The organism is Pseudomonas mandelii, assembly GCF_024138395.1.
Taxonomy (GTDB): Bacteria; Pseudomonadota; Gammaproteobacteria; order Pseudomonadales; family Pseudomonadaceae; genus Aquipseudomonas; species Aquipseudomonas mandelii_E.
In genome coordinates this window covers 116,149-132,565 of record NZ_JAMYDU010000009.1, presented here as the reverse complement: position 1 = coordinate 132,565, position 16,417 = coordinate 116,149, and the positions used below count along the sequence as shown (strand labels likewise).

The following is a 16,417-nucleotide window of genomic DNA, read 5'->3' as shown; positions in this document are numbered from 1 at the left end:
ACATCAACCACGAGCCATAACCTTGGTCAGCGCCTCGAGGAAGCGGCTGTTTTCTGCCGGCAAACCGATGGTGATACGCAGGTGGTTCGGCATGCCGTAGTTGGCCACCGGACGCACGATCACGCCTTCGCGCAGCAATCCCTCGAACACTGGAGCCGCAACGCGCCCCAGATCGACACAGATGAAGTTGCCTTTGGATGGAATCCAGCCCAGACCCAGCTCGCGGAAACCCGCTTGCAGCTGCTGCATGCCGGACTCGTTCAGGCGACGGCTTTCAGCCAGGTACTCGCCGTCTTGCAGCGCCGCACAAGCGGCGGCCAGTGCGAGGCTGTTGACGTTGAACGGCTGACGCACGCGATTCAGCACATCGGCGACGATGGCCGAGGACAAGCCGTAACCGACCCGCAGCGACGCCAGGCCATAGGCCTTGGAGAAGGTGCGCGAGACCAGCAGGTTCGGATAGGCCGCCAGATAGTCCAGGCCATCGGGCAGGTCGCTGCCTTCGGCGTATTCGATGTAGGCCTCATCCAGCACCACCAGCACATGGGCCGGTACGTCCTGCAGGAAGTCATCCAGCGTCTGGGCGTCGAACCAGGTTCCGGTCGGGTTGTTCGGGTTGGCGATGAACACCACGCGAGTATTGGCATCGATCGCGGCGAGCATGGCCGACAGATCATGGCCCCAGTCTTTGGCCGGGATCACTTTTGCCTGGGCACCGACGGCCTGGGTGACGATCGGATAGACCGCAAACGCATGCGCGCTGAACACCGCGTTCAGGCCCGGCGCCAGATAGGCACGCGCCACCAGCTCCAGAATGTCGTTGGAGCCGTTGCCCAGCGTTACCTGGTTCAGCTCGACCCGGCACTGATCGGCCAGCAGGGTCTTGAGCGCAAAACCGTTACCATCCGGATAGCGGGTCAGCTCGGTCAGCGCTTCGCGAATGGCTGCCAGCGCCTTCGGACTGGCGCCCAACGGATTTTCGTTGCTCGCCAGTTTGACGATATTGGCCGGATCGAGGTTCAGCTCACGGGCCAGTTCGTCCACGGGCTTGCCCGGAACGTAAGGCGAAAGTTGTTGCACGCCCGGCTGCGCCAGAGCGAGGAAGTTGCCACTCATTTGCTACCGCCCTTAGAGAACTGCTTTCGGGTAGGAACCCAGCACTTTGAGTGCCACTGCTTCCTGACTGATCTTTTCCAGCACACCTTTGACCAGCGGGTCGCGGTGGTGGCCGACGAAGTCGATGAAGAACACGTAGGTCCATTTACCGCTGCGCGACGGACGGGTCTCGATGCGCGTCAGGTCGATGCCATTGTCATGGAACGGCACCAGCAACTCATGGAGTGCGCCAGGTTTGTTGCTCATGGAAACGATGATCGAGGTCTTGTCGTCGCCGGTCGGCGGTACTTCCTGGCTGCCGATCATCAGGAATCGCGTGGAGTTGTCCGGACGATCCTCGATTTTTTCGGCCAGGCGAGTCAACCCGTACAGACCAGCGGCCATGTCGCCGGCGATCGCCGCCGAGTTCCACTCACCCTTGACCCGCTTGGCCGCTTCGGCGTTGCTCGAAACCGCCACGCGCTCGACATTCGGGTAATGCGCGTCCAGCCACTTGCGGCACTGGGCCAGGGACTGGGCATGGGAATAGATGCGGCTGATGCTGTCGGTCTTGGTGTTTTCACCCACCAACAGGTGATGGTGAATGCGCAGTTCGACTTCTCCGCAGATCACCATGTCGTGTTCGAGGAAGCTGTCGAGGGTGTGGTTGACCGCGCCCTCGGTGGAGTTTTCCACCGGGACCACGCCAAAGTTCACCGCACCGGCCGCGACTTCACGGAACACTTCGTCGATCGCCGCCATCGGCTTGCTGATCACCGCATGACCGAAGTGCTTCATGGCTGCAGCCTGAGTGAATGTACCTTCAGGGCCGAGGTAAGCCACTTTCAGCGGCTGCTCGAGGGCCAGGCACGAGGACATGATTTCGCGGAACAGCCGCGCCATCTCTTCGTTGCCCAGCGGCCCCTGGTTACGCTCCATCACACGCTTGAGCACCTGAGCTTCACGCTCAGGACGATAGAACACCGGCACTTCGCCTTCGGCCAGCGAGGCCATCTTTACTCGCGCAACTTCCTGGGCGCAACGTGCGCGCTCACTGATCAGCTCCAGAACTTTTTCGTCCAGAGCATCAATGCGCAGGCGCAGTGCCTTGAGTTCTTGCTCAGACATTAACCGTGTTCCTTCTCGAACTCTGCCATGTACGAAACCAGTGCGTTGACCGCAACGATATCGACGGCGTTATAGATGGAGGCACGCATGCCACCCACGGAACGGTGGCCCTTGAGGTTCAGCAGGCCGCGTTCGTCGGCACCCATCAGGAACGGCTTGTCGAGACGATCGTCTGCCAGACGGAACGGCACGTTCATCCACGAGCGGTCCGACTTGTTGATCGGGTTGCTGTACAAGCCGCTGGCGTCGATGAAGTCATACAGCGTGCGCTGCTTCACTTCATTGAGCTTGCCGATGGCTTCGACACCACCCTGCTCTTTCAGCCACTCGAACACCAGGCCGGACAAGTACCAGGCCAAGGTTGGCGGGGTGTTGTACATCGAGCCGTTATCGGCCGCGACCTTGTAGTTGAGCATGGTCGGGCAAATGGAGCGGGCGTGACCCAGCAGGTCTTCGCGAATGATGCTCACGACAACGCCGCTTGGGCCGATGTTTTTCTGGGCGCCGGCGTAGATCATGCCGAAGCGCGAAACATCCACCGGACGCGAAAGAATGTCCGAGGACATGTCGGCGACCAGCGGAACATCGCCGGTATCAGGGATCCATTGGAATTCCAGGCCGCCAATCGTTTCGTTCGGTGCGTAGTGAACGTAGGCGGCATCTGCAGACAGACTCCATTCGTTCTGACCGGGAATAGCGAAATAGTCGTAAGGCTTGGCGGTGGCGGCAACGTTGACGTGGCCGTAGCGCGAGGCTTCTTCGATAGCTTTCTGCGACCAGATACCAGTGTCGATATAGTCGGCAGTGCCGCTTTCCGGCAACAGGTTCAGAGGAATCTGAGCAAATTGCTGGCTCGCGCCACCTTGCAGAAACAGCACTTTATAGTTCGAGGGGATATTCAGCAGATCACGCAGATCCTGCTCGGCCTTGGTGGCAATGGACACGAACTCATCGCTGCGATGGCTCATTTCCATAACCGACAAGCCCTTGCCGTGCCAATCAAGGAGTTCACCCTGGGCGCGCTTCAGGACAGCTTCGGGAAGCGCCGCAGGACCGGCACAGAAGTTATAGGCTCTCTTGCTCACATCCAATCTCGCTCTGATTTGGTGGTATCACGCAATAAATCTGTAAATCTGTAAATCTGTGGGTGGATCTGTGGATCTGTAAACCTGTAGGAGCTGTCGAGCGAAGCGAGGCTGCGATCTTTTCGTTCTGCCCGCCAAGACAAGAGCGACGGCAAGATCAAAAGATCGCAGCCTCGCTCCGCTCGACAGCTCCTACAGTCCTGACTCCATAGTTCCTGAGGGACAAACAACAAGGGGGCGAATCTTCATCCGCCCCCTGTTTGCCCGCTTACTCTTGCGGCTCTTCGTCAGCGGCGGCGTCGAGTTGCTGGTCTTCGGCAACGTCGTCGATCACGACTTCACCGTCGAACACTGCACCTTCTTCACCTTCGAGCCCTTCGCCTTCCAGCTCTTCGCCTTCGACTTCTGAAGGCTCCTGAACCCGTTCCAGGCCCACCAGCGTTTCATCGCTGGCCAGCTTGATCAGGGTTACGCCCTGGGTGTTACGACCCAGGCTGGAGACTTCGTCGACACGGGTACGAACCAACGTACCCTGGTCGGAAATCAGCATGATTTCCTCGCCGTCGAGCACCTGGACTGCGCCGACCAGACGGCCGTTACGCTCGTTGCTGACCATGGCGATAACGCCCTGACCGCCACGTTTGTACTCAGGGAACTCGGTGATCGCGGTGCGCTTGCCGAAACCACGTGCCGAAGCAGTGAGGATCTGGCTGCCTTCTTCCGGGATCAGCATGGAAATCAGCTTCTGGCCTTCCGGCAGACGCATGCCGCGGACACCGCGAGCAGTACGGCCCATGGCGCGAACGTCGGTTTCCTTGAAACGAGTAACCTTGCCGCCGTCGGAGAACAGCATGACTTCGCGCTCGCCATCGGTAATGGCGGCAGAGATCAGTACGTCGCCTTCGTCCAGCTCCAGCGCGATCAGGCCGACACTGCGTTGACGGCTGAAGGATTCCAGCGGGGTCTTCTTCACGGTGCCTTTAGCAGTGGCCATGAAGATGAAGTGACCTTCGGTGTATTCCTCGACCGGCAGCATGGTGGTGATGTATTCATCACTGTCCAGCGGCAGCAGGTTGACCAGCGGACGACCACGGGCAGCGCGGGATGCTTCCGGAATTTCGTAGGTTTTCAGCCAGTACACTTTGCCTTTGCTGGAGAACAGCAGCAGCGTGGTGTGGCTGTTGGCGACCAGCAGGTGAGCAATGTAGTCCTCATCCTTGACGCCGGTCGCCGATTTGCCTTTACCGCCACGACGCTGAGCCTGGTACGCAGCCAATGGCTGGGTCTTGGCGTAGCCACCGTGGGAAATGGTCACGACGCGCTCTTCTTCCGGGATCATGTCGCCCAGGGTCAGGTCGAGACGGGCATCGAGAATCTCGGTGCGACGCACATCGCCGTATTCGGCGCGGATCACTTCCAGCTCTTCGCGGATCACTTCCATCAGGCGCGTGGCGCTGCTGAGGATGCGGATCAGCTCGCCGATCTGGTTGAGGATCTCTTGATACTCGGCCAGCAGCTTTTCGTGCTCCAGACCGGTCAGACGGTGCAGACGCAGTTCCAGAATGGCTTGTGCCTGTTCTGGCGACAGGAAGTACTTGCCTTCGCGCAGACCGTATTGCGGGTCCAGGGTCTCTGGACGGCAAGAGTCAGCGCCGGCACGTTCGACCATCGCGACCACGGCGGAAGATTCCCACGCAGTCTTGATCAGCGCTTCCTTGGCTTCCGACGGCGTTGGCGAGGCCTTGATCAGGGCGATGACCGGGTCGATGTTCGACAGGGCAACCGCTTGACCTTCCAGAATGTGGCCACGTTCGCGCGCTTTGCGCAGCTCGAACACGGTACGACGGGTCACCACTTCGCGACGGTGACGAACGAACGCTTCCAGCAGGTCCTTGAGGTTGAGGATCCGCGGACGGCCGTCGATCAGCGCGACGATGTTGATACCGAACACCGCTTGCAGCTGGGTCTGGGCGTAGAGGTTATTGAGGATTACCTCAGGCACTTCACCGCGACGCAGTTCGATCACGACGCGCATACCGTCCTTGTCGGACTCGTCGCGCAGCTCGGTGATGCCTTCGAGCTTCTTCTCTTTGACCAGCTCGGCGATCTTCTCGATCAGACGGGCCTTGTTCAGCTGGTAAGGGAGTTCGGTGATGACGATCTGCTGACGACCACCGACCTTGTCGATGTCTTCGATCATCGAGCGGGCACGCATGTAAATGCGCCCGCGACCGGTGCGGTAGGCTTCGATGATGCCGGCGCGACCGTTGATGATCGCGGCGGTCGGGAAGTCCGGACCGGGGATGTATTGCATCAGCTCATCGACGGTCAGTTCCGGGTTGTCGATGAGTGCCAGGCAACCGTCGATGACTTCACCGAGGTTGTGCGGCGGGATGTTGGTCGCCATGCCCACGGCGATACCGCTGGAGCCGTTGACCAGCAGGTTGGGAATACGGGTCGGCATGACCGCCGGGATCATTTCGGTGCCGTCGTAGTTCGGCACCCAGTCCACGGTTTCTTTGTGCAGGTCAGCCAGCAGCTCGTGCGCCAGCTTGGTCATGCGCACTTCGGTGTATCGCATGGCCGCGGCGTTGTCGCCGTCCACCGAACCGAAGTTGCCCTGACCGTCTACCAACAGGTAACGCAGCGAGAATGGCTGCGCCATCCGAACGATGGTGTCGTACACCGCGGTATCACCGTGAGGGTGATACTTACCGATCACGTCACCGACAACACGGGCAGATTTCTTGTACGGCTTGTTGAAGTCGTTGCCCAGCTCGCTCATCGCGAACAGCACACGCCGGTGCACGGGCTTCAAGCCATCGCGCGCATCCGGCAGTGCCCGCCCGACAATTACGCTCATCGCGTAGTCGAGGTAGGACTGCTTCAGCTCGTCTTCGATATTGACCGGGAGGATTTCTTTGGCCAGTTCGCCCATGAGAAGCCTGATTCCTTTTTCTGGTGAAACTTCGTCACATCCATATGGGACGAACGAAGCTCGCCGATGCAGACTGAGTGCCATGCACCGACTTACGACAAATCAACGAGTTATGCCATGGATCTGCGCAGTAAAGGCAGCCACATCAGGCTACCCTGGAAACCGCCGGATGTTATCACAAGAGCCGCCACGCACCTATCCCCCAGATGCGCATGGAGCATAGTTAGTTGACCGGTGACAGGCTTGAAGGGGACGAGAGGGGCTTAGAGGGATTATCAAGCCCGATCCGCAGGCCAAATGCGGCCATCCGGAAAGGCAGATCGCGTCATCGTTCTTCGCGGGCAAGCCTCGCTCCTACAGTAGATTTGTGAACGGCACAGATCACTGTAGGAGCGAGGCTTGCCCGCGAAGGCGATTTATCAGGCGCCAGATACCTTTAATGCAGACGCTTACGACACATCAACTGCGCCATTTTCGCCGTATCAGGCCGTTCCACGATGCCTTTCTCGGTAACGATCGCGTCGATCAGATCCGCAGGCGTGACGTCGAACACCGGGTTGAACGCATCGACATCCGCCCCCACCCGCTTGCCGCCGACTTCCAGCAACTCGCGGCCATCGCGCTCTTCGATGGGAATCTCGTCGCCGCTGGCCAGGTTCATGTCGATGGTCGAACTCGGCGCCACTACCATGAAACGCACGCCGTGGTGCATGGCGTTGACCGCCAGTTGGTAGGTGCCGATCTTGTTCGCCACGTCGCCATTGGCGGTGATGCGATCAGCACCGACGATCACCCAAGTCACACCCTTGGTTTTCATGATGTGCGCGGCGGCGGAATCGGCATTGAGGGTCACGGGAATGCCTTCATTAGCCAATTCCCATGCGGTCAATCGCGAACCTTGCAGCCATGGCCGGGTTTCGTCGGCGTAGACGCGCTCGACCATGCCCTCGATGAAAGCCCCGCGAATCACCCCCAGCGCCGTGCCGAAGCCGCCGGTGGCCAGTGCGCCGGTGTTGCAGTGCGTGAGGATCGCCTGGGCGTTGCCCTGATGCTTGCGGATCAGGTCGACACCCAGTTGGGCCATGGTCAGGTTGGCTTCGCGATCACTTTCATGGATGGCGATGGCTTCGGCCTCCAGCGCCGCCAGAGGGTCTGCGTCTTCCTTGAGGCGGTCCAGGCGGTCACGCATGCGACTCAAGGCCCAGAACAGATTAACCGCTGTTGGACGGGAATCGGCCAGTACCGCGTAATCCTCTTCCCACGCTGCCTGCCAGTCACCGCCCTCGGCAATTCGGGCTCGGGCTGCCAGCACCATGGCATAAGCGGCACTGATGCCGATGGCTGGCGCGCCACGCACCACCATCGAACGAATGGCTTCGGCCACACCCGCGGCGCTGGTGTAGGCGATCCAGGTTTCCTCGAACGGCAAAATACGCTGATCCAGCAGGTACAGTGTGCCATCACGCCAATCGATGGCCTTCACCTTCTCCGCAGCCAACAGTCGATCGCGCATCCACTTACCCCGCACTCATGAACAAAAGCCGCCGATTATAGCGATCCCCCCGCGAAGACGCTCGGGTATACTTCGCCATCCTTTACAAAAGCACTGGAACCGACTTTCGATGCCGACCCCCACCGCTGCGCTCGACCTGTTATTGCTGCCGACCTGGCTGGTACCCGTCGAACCGGCTGGCGTGGTCCTTAAAGAGCATGCCCTGGGCATCCGCGACGGGCGTATCGTATTTATCGGCCCGCGCGCAGCAGCCTTGAAGCTTAACGCAACCGAAGTCCGCGAATTGCCGGACATGTTGCTCAGCCCCGGCCTGATCAATGCCCACGGGCACGCGGCAATGACCCTGTTCCGCGGCCTGGCCGACGATCTGCCGCTGATGACCTGGCTGGAAAAGCACATCTGGCCGGCCGAAGCTAAATGGGTAGACGAAGCTTTCGTACGCGACGGCACTGACCTGGCCATTGCCGAGCAGATCAAAGGCGGCATCACCTGTTTCTCCGACATGTATTTCTTCCCGAAGGTCGCCAGCGAACGCGTGCATAACAGCGGCATTCGCGCCCAGATCGCCATTCCGATCCTCGATTTCCCGATTCCAGGCGCCGCCACGGCGGATGAAGCCATTCGTCAGGGCGTCGAATTATTTGGCGATCTCAAGCATCACGAGCGGATCAAAATCACCTTTGGCCCCCATGCCCCCTACACCGTGGGCGACGAAACCCTGGAAAAAATCCGGGTCATCGCCGAAGAGCTGGACGCCTCGATTCACATGCACGTCCATGAAACCGCTTTCGAAGTGCAGCAATCGGTCGAGCAGCGTGGCGAACGCCCGTTGGCTCGCCTCGGCCGTCTGGGCCTGCTCGGGCCGCGCTTCCAGGCCGTTCACATGACCCAGATCAGCGATGAAGACCTGGCGCTGCTGGTAGAAAGTAACACCCATGTGATTCATTGCCCGGAGTCGAACCTGAAGCTGGCCAGCGGTTTCTGCCCGGTCGAGCGCTTGTGGCAGGCCGGGGTCAATGTCGCGGTCGGCACCGATGGCGCGGCCAGCAATAATGACCTCGATTTGCTCGGCGAAACCCGCACCGCCGCGTTGCTGGCCAAGGCCGTCGCCGGCTCGGCCACCGCGCTGGACGCCCATCGCGCCCTGCGCATGGCCACGCTCAATGGTGCTCGCGCGCTGGGGATCGAAGCCGAGACGGGTTCGCTGGAAGTCGGCAAAGCGGCGGACATCGTCGCGTTCGACCTGTCGGGCCTGGCGCAGCAACCGGTCTATGACCCGGTTTCGCAACTAATCTATGCCACTGGCCGCGACTGCGTGAAACACCTTTGGGTCGCCGGCAAGCAACTGCTCGACGACCGCCGCCTGACCCGCCTGGATGAGGCGCAGCTGTGTGCCACTGCCAAGGCCTGGGGCCTGCGCATCAGCGGCCATACCGAATCGTAAGCACCGAATTGTAAGCACCCTGGACCGAAACCGGGGCAACAGGATTTTTCAAGTTTTAGAGGACTGACACCATGAGCAACGTCGACTACGCCGAAATCGCCAAATTCGAAGCCTTGGCCCATCGCTGGTGGGATCGCGAAAGCGAGTTCAAACCGCTGCACGACATCAACCCGCTGCGGGTCAACTGGATCGATGAGCGCGTCCATCTGGCCGGCAAGAAAGTCCTCGACGTCGGTTGCGGCGGTGGCATCCTCAGCGAAGCCATGGCTCAACGTGGCGCGACCGTGATGGGCATCGACATGGGCGAAGCGCCGCTGGCTGTCGCTCAATTGCATCAGCTGGAATCCGGCGTGAGCGTCGAGTACCGCCAAATCACCGCCGAAGCCTTGGCCGAGGAAATGCCCGAGCAGTTCGACGTAGTGACCTGCCTGGAAATGCTCGAGCACGTGCCGGATCCATCGTCGGTCATCCGCGCCTGCTTCAGCATGGTCAAACCGGGCGGCCAGGTGTTCTTCTCCACCATCAACCGCAACCCGAAGGCCTATCTGTTCGCCATCGTCGGTGCCGAATACATCATGAAGCTGCTGCCGCGCGGCACCCACGACTTCAAGAAATTCATCCGCCCTTCGGAGCTTGGCGCCTGGAGCCGCATGGCCGGTTTGACCGTCAAGGACATCATCGGCCTGACCTACAATCCACTGACCAAGCACTACAAACTGGCGGCCGACGTGGACGTCAATTACATGATCCAGACCCTGCGCGAGGAGTAAGCCGATGCGTATCAGAGCAGTCCTTTTCGACATGGATGGCACCCTGCTCGACACCGCGCCGGATTTCATCGCCATCTGCCAGGCGATGCGCGCTGACCGTGGTTTGCCGCCGATCAACACTCAACACATTCGCGATGAAATATCCGGCGGCGCCAAAGCGATGGTTGCGGCGAACTTCTCCATGGACCCGGAATCGCCGGGGTTCGAAGAGCTGCGTCAGGAATTCCTCGACCGCTACCTCAAGGGTTGCGCGGTCCACAGCCATCTGTTCGACGGTATGGCCGAGGTGCTGGAGAAAATCGAAAAGGCCAATCTGATCTGGGGCGTGGTCACCAACAAACCGGTGCGTTTCGCCGAGCCGATCATGCAGCAGCTGGGCCTGGCCGAACGTTCGAAGGTCCTGATTTGCCCCGACCACGTGAAGAACAGCAAACCGGATCCGGAGCCGTTGATTCTGGCGTGCAAGATGCTCGACCTGGACCCGGCCAGTGTGCTGTTTGTGGGCGATGACCTGCGAGACATCGAGTCTGGCCGCGATGCCGGCACCAAAACCTGCGCGGTGACCTACGGTTATATTCACCCGGACGATAACCCGAAGCATTGGGGTGCGGACGTGGTGATCGATCATCCGCTGGCGTTGCTAGAGGTGCTGGATAACGCTTTGTGCAGCTGCTGAGTTGAGATGCTTTTGTAGGAGCCAGGCTTGCCGGCGAAGGCGCTCTTAAGGACGCCTTCGCCGGCAAGCCTGGCTCCTACAAAAAGCGGTACAGGGTCCGCTTTAAATTGTGTTGAGGTTTTTTATGTTTGATTATTCCGCCCGCCCTGACTTGCTCAAGGGCCGGGTTATCCTGGTCACCGGCGCTGGCCGTGGCATTGGTGCTGCCGCTGCAAAAACCTACGCCGCCCATGGCGCCACTGTGTTGTTGCTGGGCAAGACCGAAGCCAATCTGACTCAGGTCTACGACGAAATCGAAGCAGCCGGGCATCCACAACCGGCCGTGATTCCGTTCAATCTGGAAACCGCACTGCCTCATCAATACGATGAACTGGCAGCCATGATCGAAACCGAGTTCGGCCACCTCGACGGCTTGCTGCACAACGCCTCGATCATCGGTCCACGTACCCCGATCGAGCAATTGTCTGGCGAGAATTTCATGCGCGTCATGCACGTCAACGTCAACGCCATGTTCATGCTCACCAGCACGCTGCTGCCACTGCTCAAGCTGTCTCAGGACGCCTCGGTGGTGTTCACCTCCAGCAGCGTCGGTCGCAAGGGTCGTGCGTACTGGGGCGCTTACGGCGTCTCCAAGTTTGCCACCGAAGGCCTGATGCAAACCCTGGCCGACGAAGTAGACACAGTGGCCCCGGTGCGCTCCAACAGCATCAACCCCGGCGCCACCCGCACCAGCATGCGCGCTCAAGCCTACCCGGGTGAAAACCCGCTGAATAACCCGACACCTGAAGAGATCATGCCGGTCTACCTCTACCTGATGGGTCCGGACAGTACCGGCATCAATGGCCAGGCGTTCAACGCTCAGTAACGCCCGTGCGTCGCTTTTCTGCCGCGACGGCTTCCCGCCGCGGCACTCGAACCCGGTGGTAACTCCCCCTCCTTCAAGTCAAATAAATGTCATCGCCTTGCGTAACTCACCGCGCATATCCTTCCAATATTTTGATTTTTAACGCTTTTTATTCGACTGAACCGAATGGCACGACTTTCGCTCTAATTTTGTTCAGACACGCCGTGTGAAAGCAGAAGAAGCGAAGCTTCGGCCGAGAGGTTACTAATCTTCGGCAAAGCGGACTAAACTCGTGCCAAATGTCCTACGGGACTGATGGACCAGTATGACGCGCAGCCCAAAGCCGCTCTCACCCAGCCTGTAAGACAGCCTTACTGCTTAGGGGCTCACGCCATATGAAATCACCTTCCCAGACCAACGCAATTGACTTCGACAGTGCCAAATTGCAACGCCTGGGCTTTGGTCAGCAGCCTACCCTCCTGGAGCGGCCCGTCAGTCTTGTGCAGTTGCGCCAAGCGCTGGGCCTGCAACTGCAAACCAGTCTTGAGCCGCAACGCATTCTCGGACTTTTCTTCCGCGAAATTCAGCGCCTTGTGCCGCTGGATGCCTTGAGTTACGAACATCAGCCCAGCGACTTGCGCCTGCAATTCGGCGCGCGGGGTCATCATTCAATCAGCTACAGCCTGAGCCATGAAGGCGAGCAATTGGGTGAGCTGGTGTTCCGTCGCAATCAACGCTTCAGCGAACAGGAACAGGGCAATCTGGAGTCACTGTTGTCGGCCCTGCTCTTTCCCATGCGAAACGCCCTGCTCTACCGAGCGGCGACCCAAAGTGCATTGCGTGATCCGCTAACCGAGACCGGCAACCGCATCGCCATGGATCAGACGCTGCAGCGGGAAATCGAGATGTCGCGGCGACACTCGCAGCCCCTGTCGCTGCTGATGCTGGACATTGATCACTTCAAACATATCAACGACACCTACGGGCACAGTGCCGGCGATGAAGTGCTGAAAGCCGTCGCAGCCTCGATCAAAAACCAGTTGCGCAACGTGGATATGGTGTTCCGGTTTGGTGGGGAAGAATTCCTGATCCTGCTTTCCAACACCAGTCGGGAAGCTGCAGCCCTGGTCGGTGAACGACTGCGGTTTGCGGCGCAGGCTCAGGATTATGAGGCTGAGGGCAAGATGATTGAGCTGACGGTCAGCATCGGTTGCTCGACGCTGCTGCCCGGCGAGTCTGCCGAGAGTTTGTTGCGACGGGCCGACAGTGCGTTGTATGTGGCCAAGCGCGAGGGGCGTAACCGCCTGGCGATGGCGGGCTGATATTTCAGCAACGCTGCAGATCACAATGTGGGAGCCGGCTTGCTCGCGAAGGCGGCTTAACATTCAACAGAGATACTGAATGTCAGACCGCTTTCGCGAGCAAGCCCGCTCCCACATTTGGTTTGTGTTGCTTTCAGAGGATCAGCTTTCGGCCAACTCCATCCGCTCACGAACTACCGGGGCTTTCACTGCCAATTCCAACTGCATGCAACGTTCCAGGAATAGATACATGTAGTCGTAACTTTTGCAGACAGCCTGGCGCAATTCCACTTGCAGCGCTTTGCTCGGGTTCATGCCCGCCAGGGTGCAGATGATTTCCAGCGCTTCCCATGGATGGGCATCGTCGTACTGGGCGTGCATCTTCAACCACTTCATGGCCCGCTTGCGATCTTCCTCGGGGAACGACGCCGCATAGACACCATTGGAACAGACCAGTGCCGACCATTCCCCGGTGGCACCCTCGATGGCGTAATTGGTGGCAGCGATGGCCACGATCAGCGAGTCCGACGAACTGGTGTGCCAGCACCAGTGGCTCAAGGCGTGAAGCTCAGGGGCCACCTGTTGCGCTTGCAGATCTTCCAGGCTGATACCGTGAGCACGGCTCCAATGCACCCAGTAATCGGCATGGTTCAATTCGACGCGAATGTTGCGCATCAGCCAGCGACGCGCCATGTCTTCGCCAGGATGGCGCGCAAAACGGGTCTTCGTCAGGTTCTGTGCCATGTATAACGCGAACTGTTCGACCACTGGCCAGCCACCAATAAGGTACTGGCGCATGGTTTTTGCGCTGAGTTTGTTATCTCGCATGCGTTGATACAGTTCGTGTCCGACTACCCGGCGCTTGCTCTCGCTGCAATCCTGGATCAGTTGCTGAGCCCAGGCGGGATAACTTGCAGCTTCCATGAGTGGTCCGGTTCGGTTGAATGTGTCGATCACTGTCGCGCTCCTTTTGATTGTGATTTTAAGACCAACAAGAGGTTTCAACGGAACGTGCCGGGCGCCTTGAACAACAAAGGCCGGGGCCGGGCTGGACGACTTTGCAAACTATCCCGGGTAAACAGATGCGGGCGTTCAATCACATACCCTTGAGCGTAATCCACCCCGATCTCCAGCAATGCCTGCTCGATCTGAGGTGTTTCAACGAACTCTGCAATCGTGCGCTTACCCATGACATGACCGATGTGATTGATCACTTCGACCATGGCGCGGTTAATCGGGTCGTCCAGCATATCCTTTACGAAACTCCCGTCGATCTTCAGGAAGTCTACAGGTAAATGTTTCAAGTAAGCGAATGAGGACATACCGGCGCAAAAGTCATCTAGGGAAAAATTGCAACCTAAACCTTTGAGTTCATTGATAAATTTAATTGCGCTGCGCAGATTTGCAATCGCACTGGTTTCTGTAATTTCAAAACAAATCATTTCAGGTGGAACTGAATATGCAACAAACTGTTCACGAAGAAAGTCTAGAAACGCCTCATCTCCGATAGTAATACCTGACAGATTTATCGCACACATGGCCAACGGCCCTTCGCGCTCTTCGGCGATGCACTGGGCAATGACTTTGAAAACGTTCTCTACTACCCAACGGTCTATCGACGTCATCAAACCGTAACGCTCGGCGGCCGGAATGAAACTGTCCGGCAGAATCATGCGCCCTGCTTCGTCATGCAGGCGCAGCAGGATTTCAATATGCCCACCGCCCTGTTCGGTATGGCCAAGGGGCGCGATTTCCTGGGCATACAGACAAAAGCGATCTTCTTCCAACGCCATGTGCAGGCGCTGCACCCAAGCCATCTCGCCAAAGCGCAGGGACAGCTCCGAGTCATCGGCGTGATAGACCTGAACCCGGTTGCGGCCCTTTTCCTTGGCCATGTAACAGGCCATGTCAGCGGCACGCAGCGAAGCTTCGAGGGTGGCCGGGCTCTGCGTGACATGCACCAGACCGATGCTCACGGTGGTCACGAACGGCCGGCCTTTCCAGACAAAATGCAGGTTCTGTACGGTCTGGCGCAGGCTTTCAGCGATTTTCTCGGCCGCTTCCGGCGCGCAGTTTTCCAACAGAATGCCGAACTCGTCGCCACCCAACCGGGCCAGGGTGTCGCCTTCGCGCAACCCTGATTGCAACAATGCACAAATATGCCGCAACAGCTCGTCGCCCGCCGCATGCCCGCAAGTGTCATTGACCAGTTTGAATTGATCCAGGTCGAGAAACATCAAGGTGTGACGCCCCGCCTGGCGCGCCAGGTGATGCAGTGCCTGTTCGAGGCGATATTCGAATTCACGGCGGTTGGCCAGCCCGGTCAAGGCGTCATGGGTCGCCTGCCACGACAGATTGGCGATGTATTGCCGCTCCTGGGTCATGTCATGCAGCACCAGCACGGTGCCACTGACCTTGCCCGTATTGCGGATCGGCGCGCCGACCAGAGTGACCGACACCGTGCTGCCATCCAGACGCTGGATCAGTTTGGAATGCTCGCTGCCACCGCTGAGCTGACCGCTCAAAATGTGCTCGATCAAGGTAAAACCGTCAGCCTGAGCGTTCTCGTCCAGCAGATTGAACAGCGCGGCCAATGGCAACCCCGCCGCCTGTTCGGCCTTCCAGTGAGTCAAGGCCTCGGCGGCCGGATTCATATAAGCGATCGCGCCCTCGACGTCCGTGGTAATCACCCCATCGCCAATCGATTGCAGAGTGATCTGCGCCCGGTCTTTCTCCAACTGCAAGGCATCGGCGATGGCATGGCGCTGCTTGAGCAGTTTATGCGTACGCAACAGGGCCAACACAATCAAACCCAGCGCAGTGGCGAGGTTCGTCACCAACAGCAGCCGGAGAATCACCCGCGAGCCCTCGCCCAAGGCATCGCTGAACGCTTTGGCGGCAGGCGTCACGCCTTCGTTGATGGCAAAAATCTGGTCCTTCCAGCGTTTGACGTCAGCATCGGTGGCCTGGCTATCGGCAATGCGCTGACGCATCTCCCGCGCGACATCATCGAGTCGCACCAGGTACGCGTCACCGACCGTCCAGAGGTCGATGGCTTTTTCCAGGTAGCTGAAGTGCCGAAAATTGAGGTACAGCCAAATCACGCTGGAGGCGTCGTCCGGGTGGTTGCCGCCCTTGAGGATGGCGATTCGCGCCGCCTCGATATTCGGTGGTTGATGATCCAGCGCCAGACGCAATTCATGGCCACCTTGAGGTACCGCAATCGCGTTCTGGTATTTGAGAAAAATCGTTTCGTCGCGACTGTCGGCGTAGAGATTGAGGTAATAGATGGCGTCTTTCTGGCCCTTGGACCACAGGCTTTCCCCGCCAACATAGCTGCGAACCGCCGAAAGAACGTAAAGACTGACACCGCCCAACAGTGCCTGAAACAACACGACGGCGATAAAAGGCCAGACGATGCCTAGCAACCGTGGCGTTCCGAGAGTCCGCGTTTGCTTCATGGGATTCCTTGCATGAGCACTGCTTGATCGTCCTTCTCTATCAGGCCATCTGCTCAAGACTAGGAGGCCTTCACCGTTCCGGCAAGCGACGGATCAGCCTCATAGCGGTATGCCGTTGCAGGTATATATATGTACAGCCATTGGCGCTTCGCGGCTCGATCT

Annotated in this window: 12 protein-coding genes; 5 read left to right on the top strand and 7 right to left on the bottom strand. The window is 58.9% G+C overall.

Annotated features, from left to right (window positions below):
• Positions 1 to 3: 3 nt before the first annotated feature.
• From hisC to mtnA, 5 genes are all read right to left on the bottom strand, one after another.
• Entirely contained in the window at positions 4 to 1,116 is a 1,113-nt protein-coding gene (gene hisC / locus NHU87_RS16010; RefSeq protein WP_253550470.1) for a histidinol-phosphate transaminase, read from the bottom strand.
• Between the two features lie 12 nt (positions 1,117 to 1,128).
• On the bottom strand, positions 1,129 to 2,223 hold the full coding sequence (pheA, locus tag NHU87_RS16005; RefSeq protein WP_007899727.1) for a prephenate dehydratase: 1,095 nt from the start codon (positions 2,221 to 2,223) through the stop codon (positions 1,129 to 1,131).
• A complete protein-coding gene (gene serC / locus NHU87_RS16000) occupies positions 2,223 to 3,308 on the bottom strand; it encodes a 3-phosphoserine/phosphohydroxythreonine transaminase (protein ID WP_253550467.1) in 1,086 nt (361 codons plus the stop codon). Before serC ends, pheA begins: the two co-directional genes overlap by 1 nt.
• A gap of 268 nt (positions 3,309 to 3,576) precedes the next feature.
• A complete protein-coding gene (gyrA, locus tag NHU87_RS15995; RefSeq protein WP_123723139.1) occupies positions 3,577 to 6,246 on the bottom strand; it encodes a DNA gyrase subunit A in 2,670 nt (889 codons plus the stop codon).
• A 436-nt stretch (positions 6,247 to 6,682) separates the two neighbouring features.
• The gene (gene mtnA, locus NHU87_RS15990) at positions 6,683 to 7,759 is read right to left on the bottom strand and encodes an S-methyl-5-thioribose-1-phosphate isomerase (RefSeq protein WP_253550465.1); all 1,077 of its coding nucleotides are present in this window, start codon (positions 7,757 to 7,759) and stop codon (positions 6,683 to 6,685) included.
• Positions 7,760 to 7,868: 109 nt separating this feature from the next.
• On the opposite strand from mtnA, the gene NHU87_RS15985 reads away from it, so the two are divergent.
• From NHU87_RS15985 to NHU87_RS15965, 5 genes are all read left to right on the top strand, one after another.
• Positions 7,869 to 9,203: a TRZ/ATZ family hydrolase gene (locus tag NHU87_RS15985; RefSeq protein ID WP_253550462.1), complete on the top strand. Its 1,335-nt coding sequence runs from the start codon at positions 7,869 to 7,871 to the stop codon at positions 9,201 to 9,203.
• Positions 9,204 to 9,274: 71 nt separating this feature from the next.
• The gene (gene ubiG, locus NHU87_RS15980) at positions 9,275 to 9,973 is read left to right on the top strand and encodes a bifunctional 2-polyprenyl-6-hydroxyphenol methylase/3-demethylubiquinol 3-O-methyltransferase UbiG (RefSeq protein ID WP_253550459.1); all 699 of its coding nucleotides are present in this window, start codon (positions 9,275 to 9,277) and stop codon (positions 9,971 to 9,973) included.
• Between the two features lie 4 nt (positions 9,974 to 9,977).
• Positions 9,978 to 10,649, top strand: coding sequence for an N-acetylmuramic acid 6-phosphate phosphatase MupP (mupP, locus tag NHU87_RS15975; protein WP_253550442.1), 672 nt, complete (start codon positions 9,978 to 9,980; stop codon positions 10,647 to 10,649).
• A gap of 124 nt (positions 10,650 to 10,773) precedes the next feature.
• Positions 10,774 to 11,514, top strand: a complete 741-nt coding sequence (locus tag NHU87_RS15970; protein WP_253550439.1) for a YciK family oxidoreductase — start codon at positions 10,774 to 10,776, stop codon at positions 11,512 to 11,514.
• A 374-nt stretch (positions 11,515 to 11,888) separates the two neighbouring features.
• The gene (locus NHU87_RS15965) at positions 11,889 to 12,815 is read left to right on the top strand and encodes a GGDEF domain-containing protein (RefSeq protein WP_253550436.1); all 927 of its coding nucleotides are present in this window, start codon (positions 11,889 to 11,891) and stop codon (positions 12,813 to 12,815) included.
• Positions 12,816 to 12,956: 141 nt separating this feature from the next.
• Here NHU87_RS15965 and NHU87_RS15960 read toward each other — a convergent pair whose 3' ends face one another.
• Both NHU87_RS15960 and NHU87_RS15955 read right to left on the bottom strand, forming a co-directional pair.
• Positions 12,957 to 13,718, bottom strand: coding sequence for a TenA family transcriptional regulator (locus NHU87_RS15960; protein ID WP_301271464.1), 762 nt, complete (start codon positions 13,716 to 13,718; stop codon positions 12,957 to 12,959).
• Between the two features lie 77 nt (positions 13,719 to 13,795).
• Positions 13,796 to 16,255 carry an EAL domain-containing protein gene (locus NHU87_RS15955; RefSeq protein WP_253550430.1) on the bottom strand — a complete coding sequence of 820 codons (2,460 nt, stop codon included), beginning with the start codon at positions 16,253 to 16,255 and terminating at the stop codon, positions 13,796 to 13,798.
• Positions 16,256 to 16,417 lie beyond the last annotated feature (162 nt).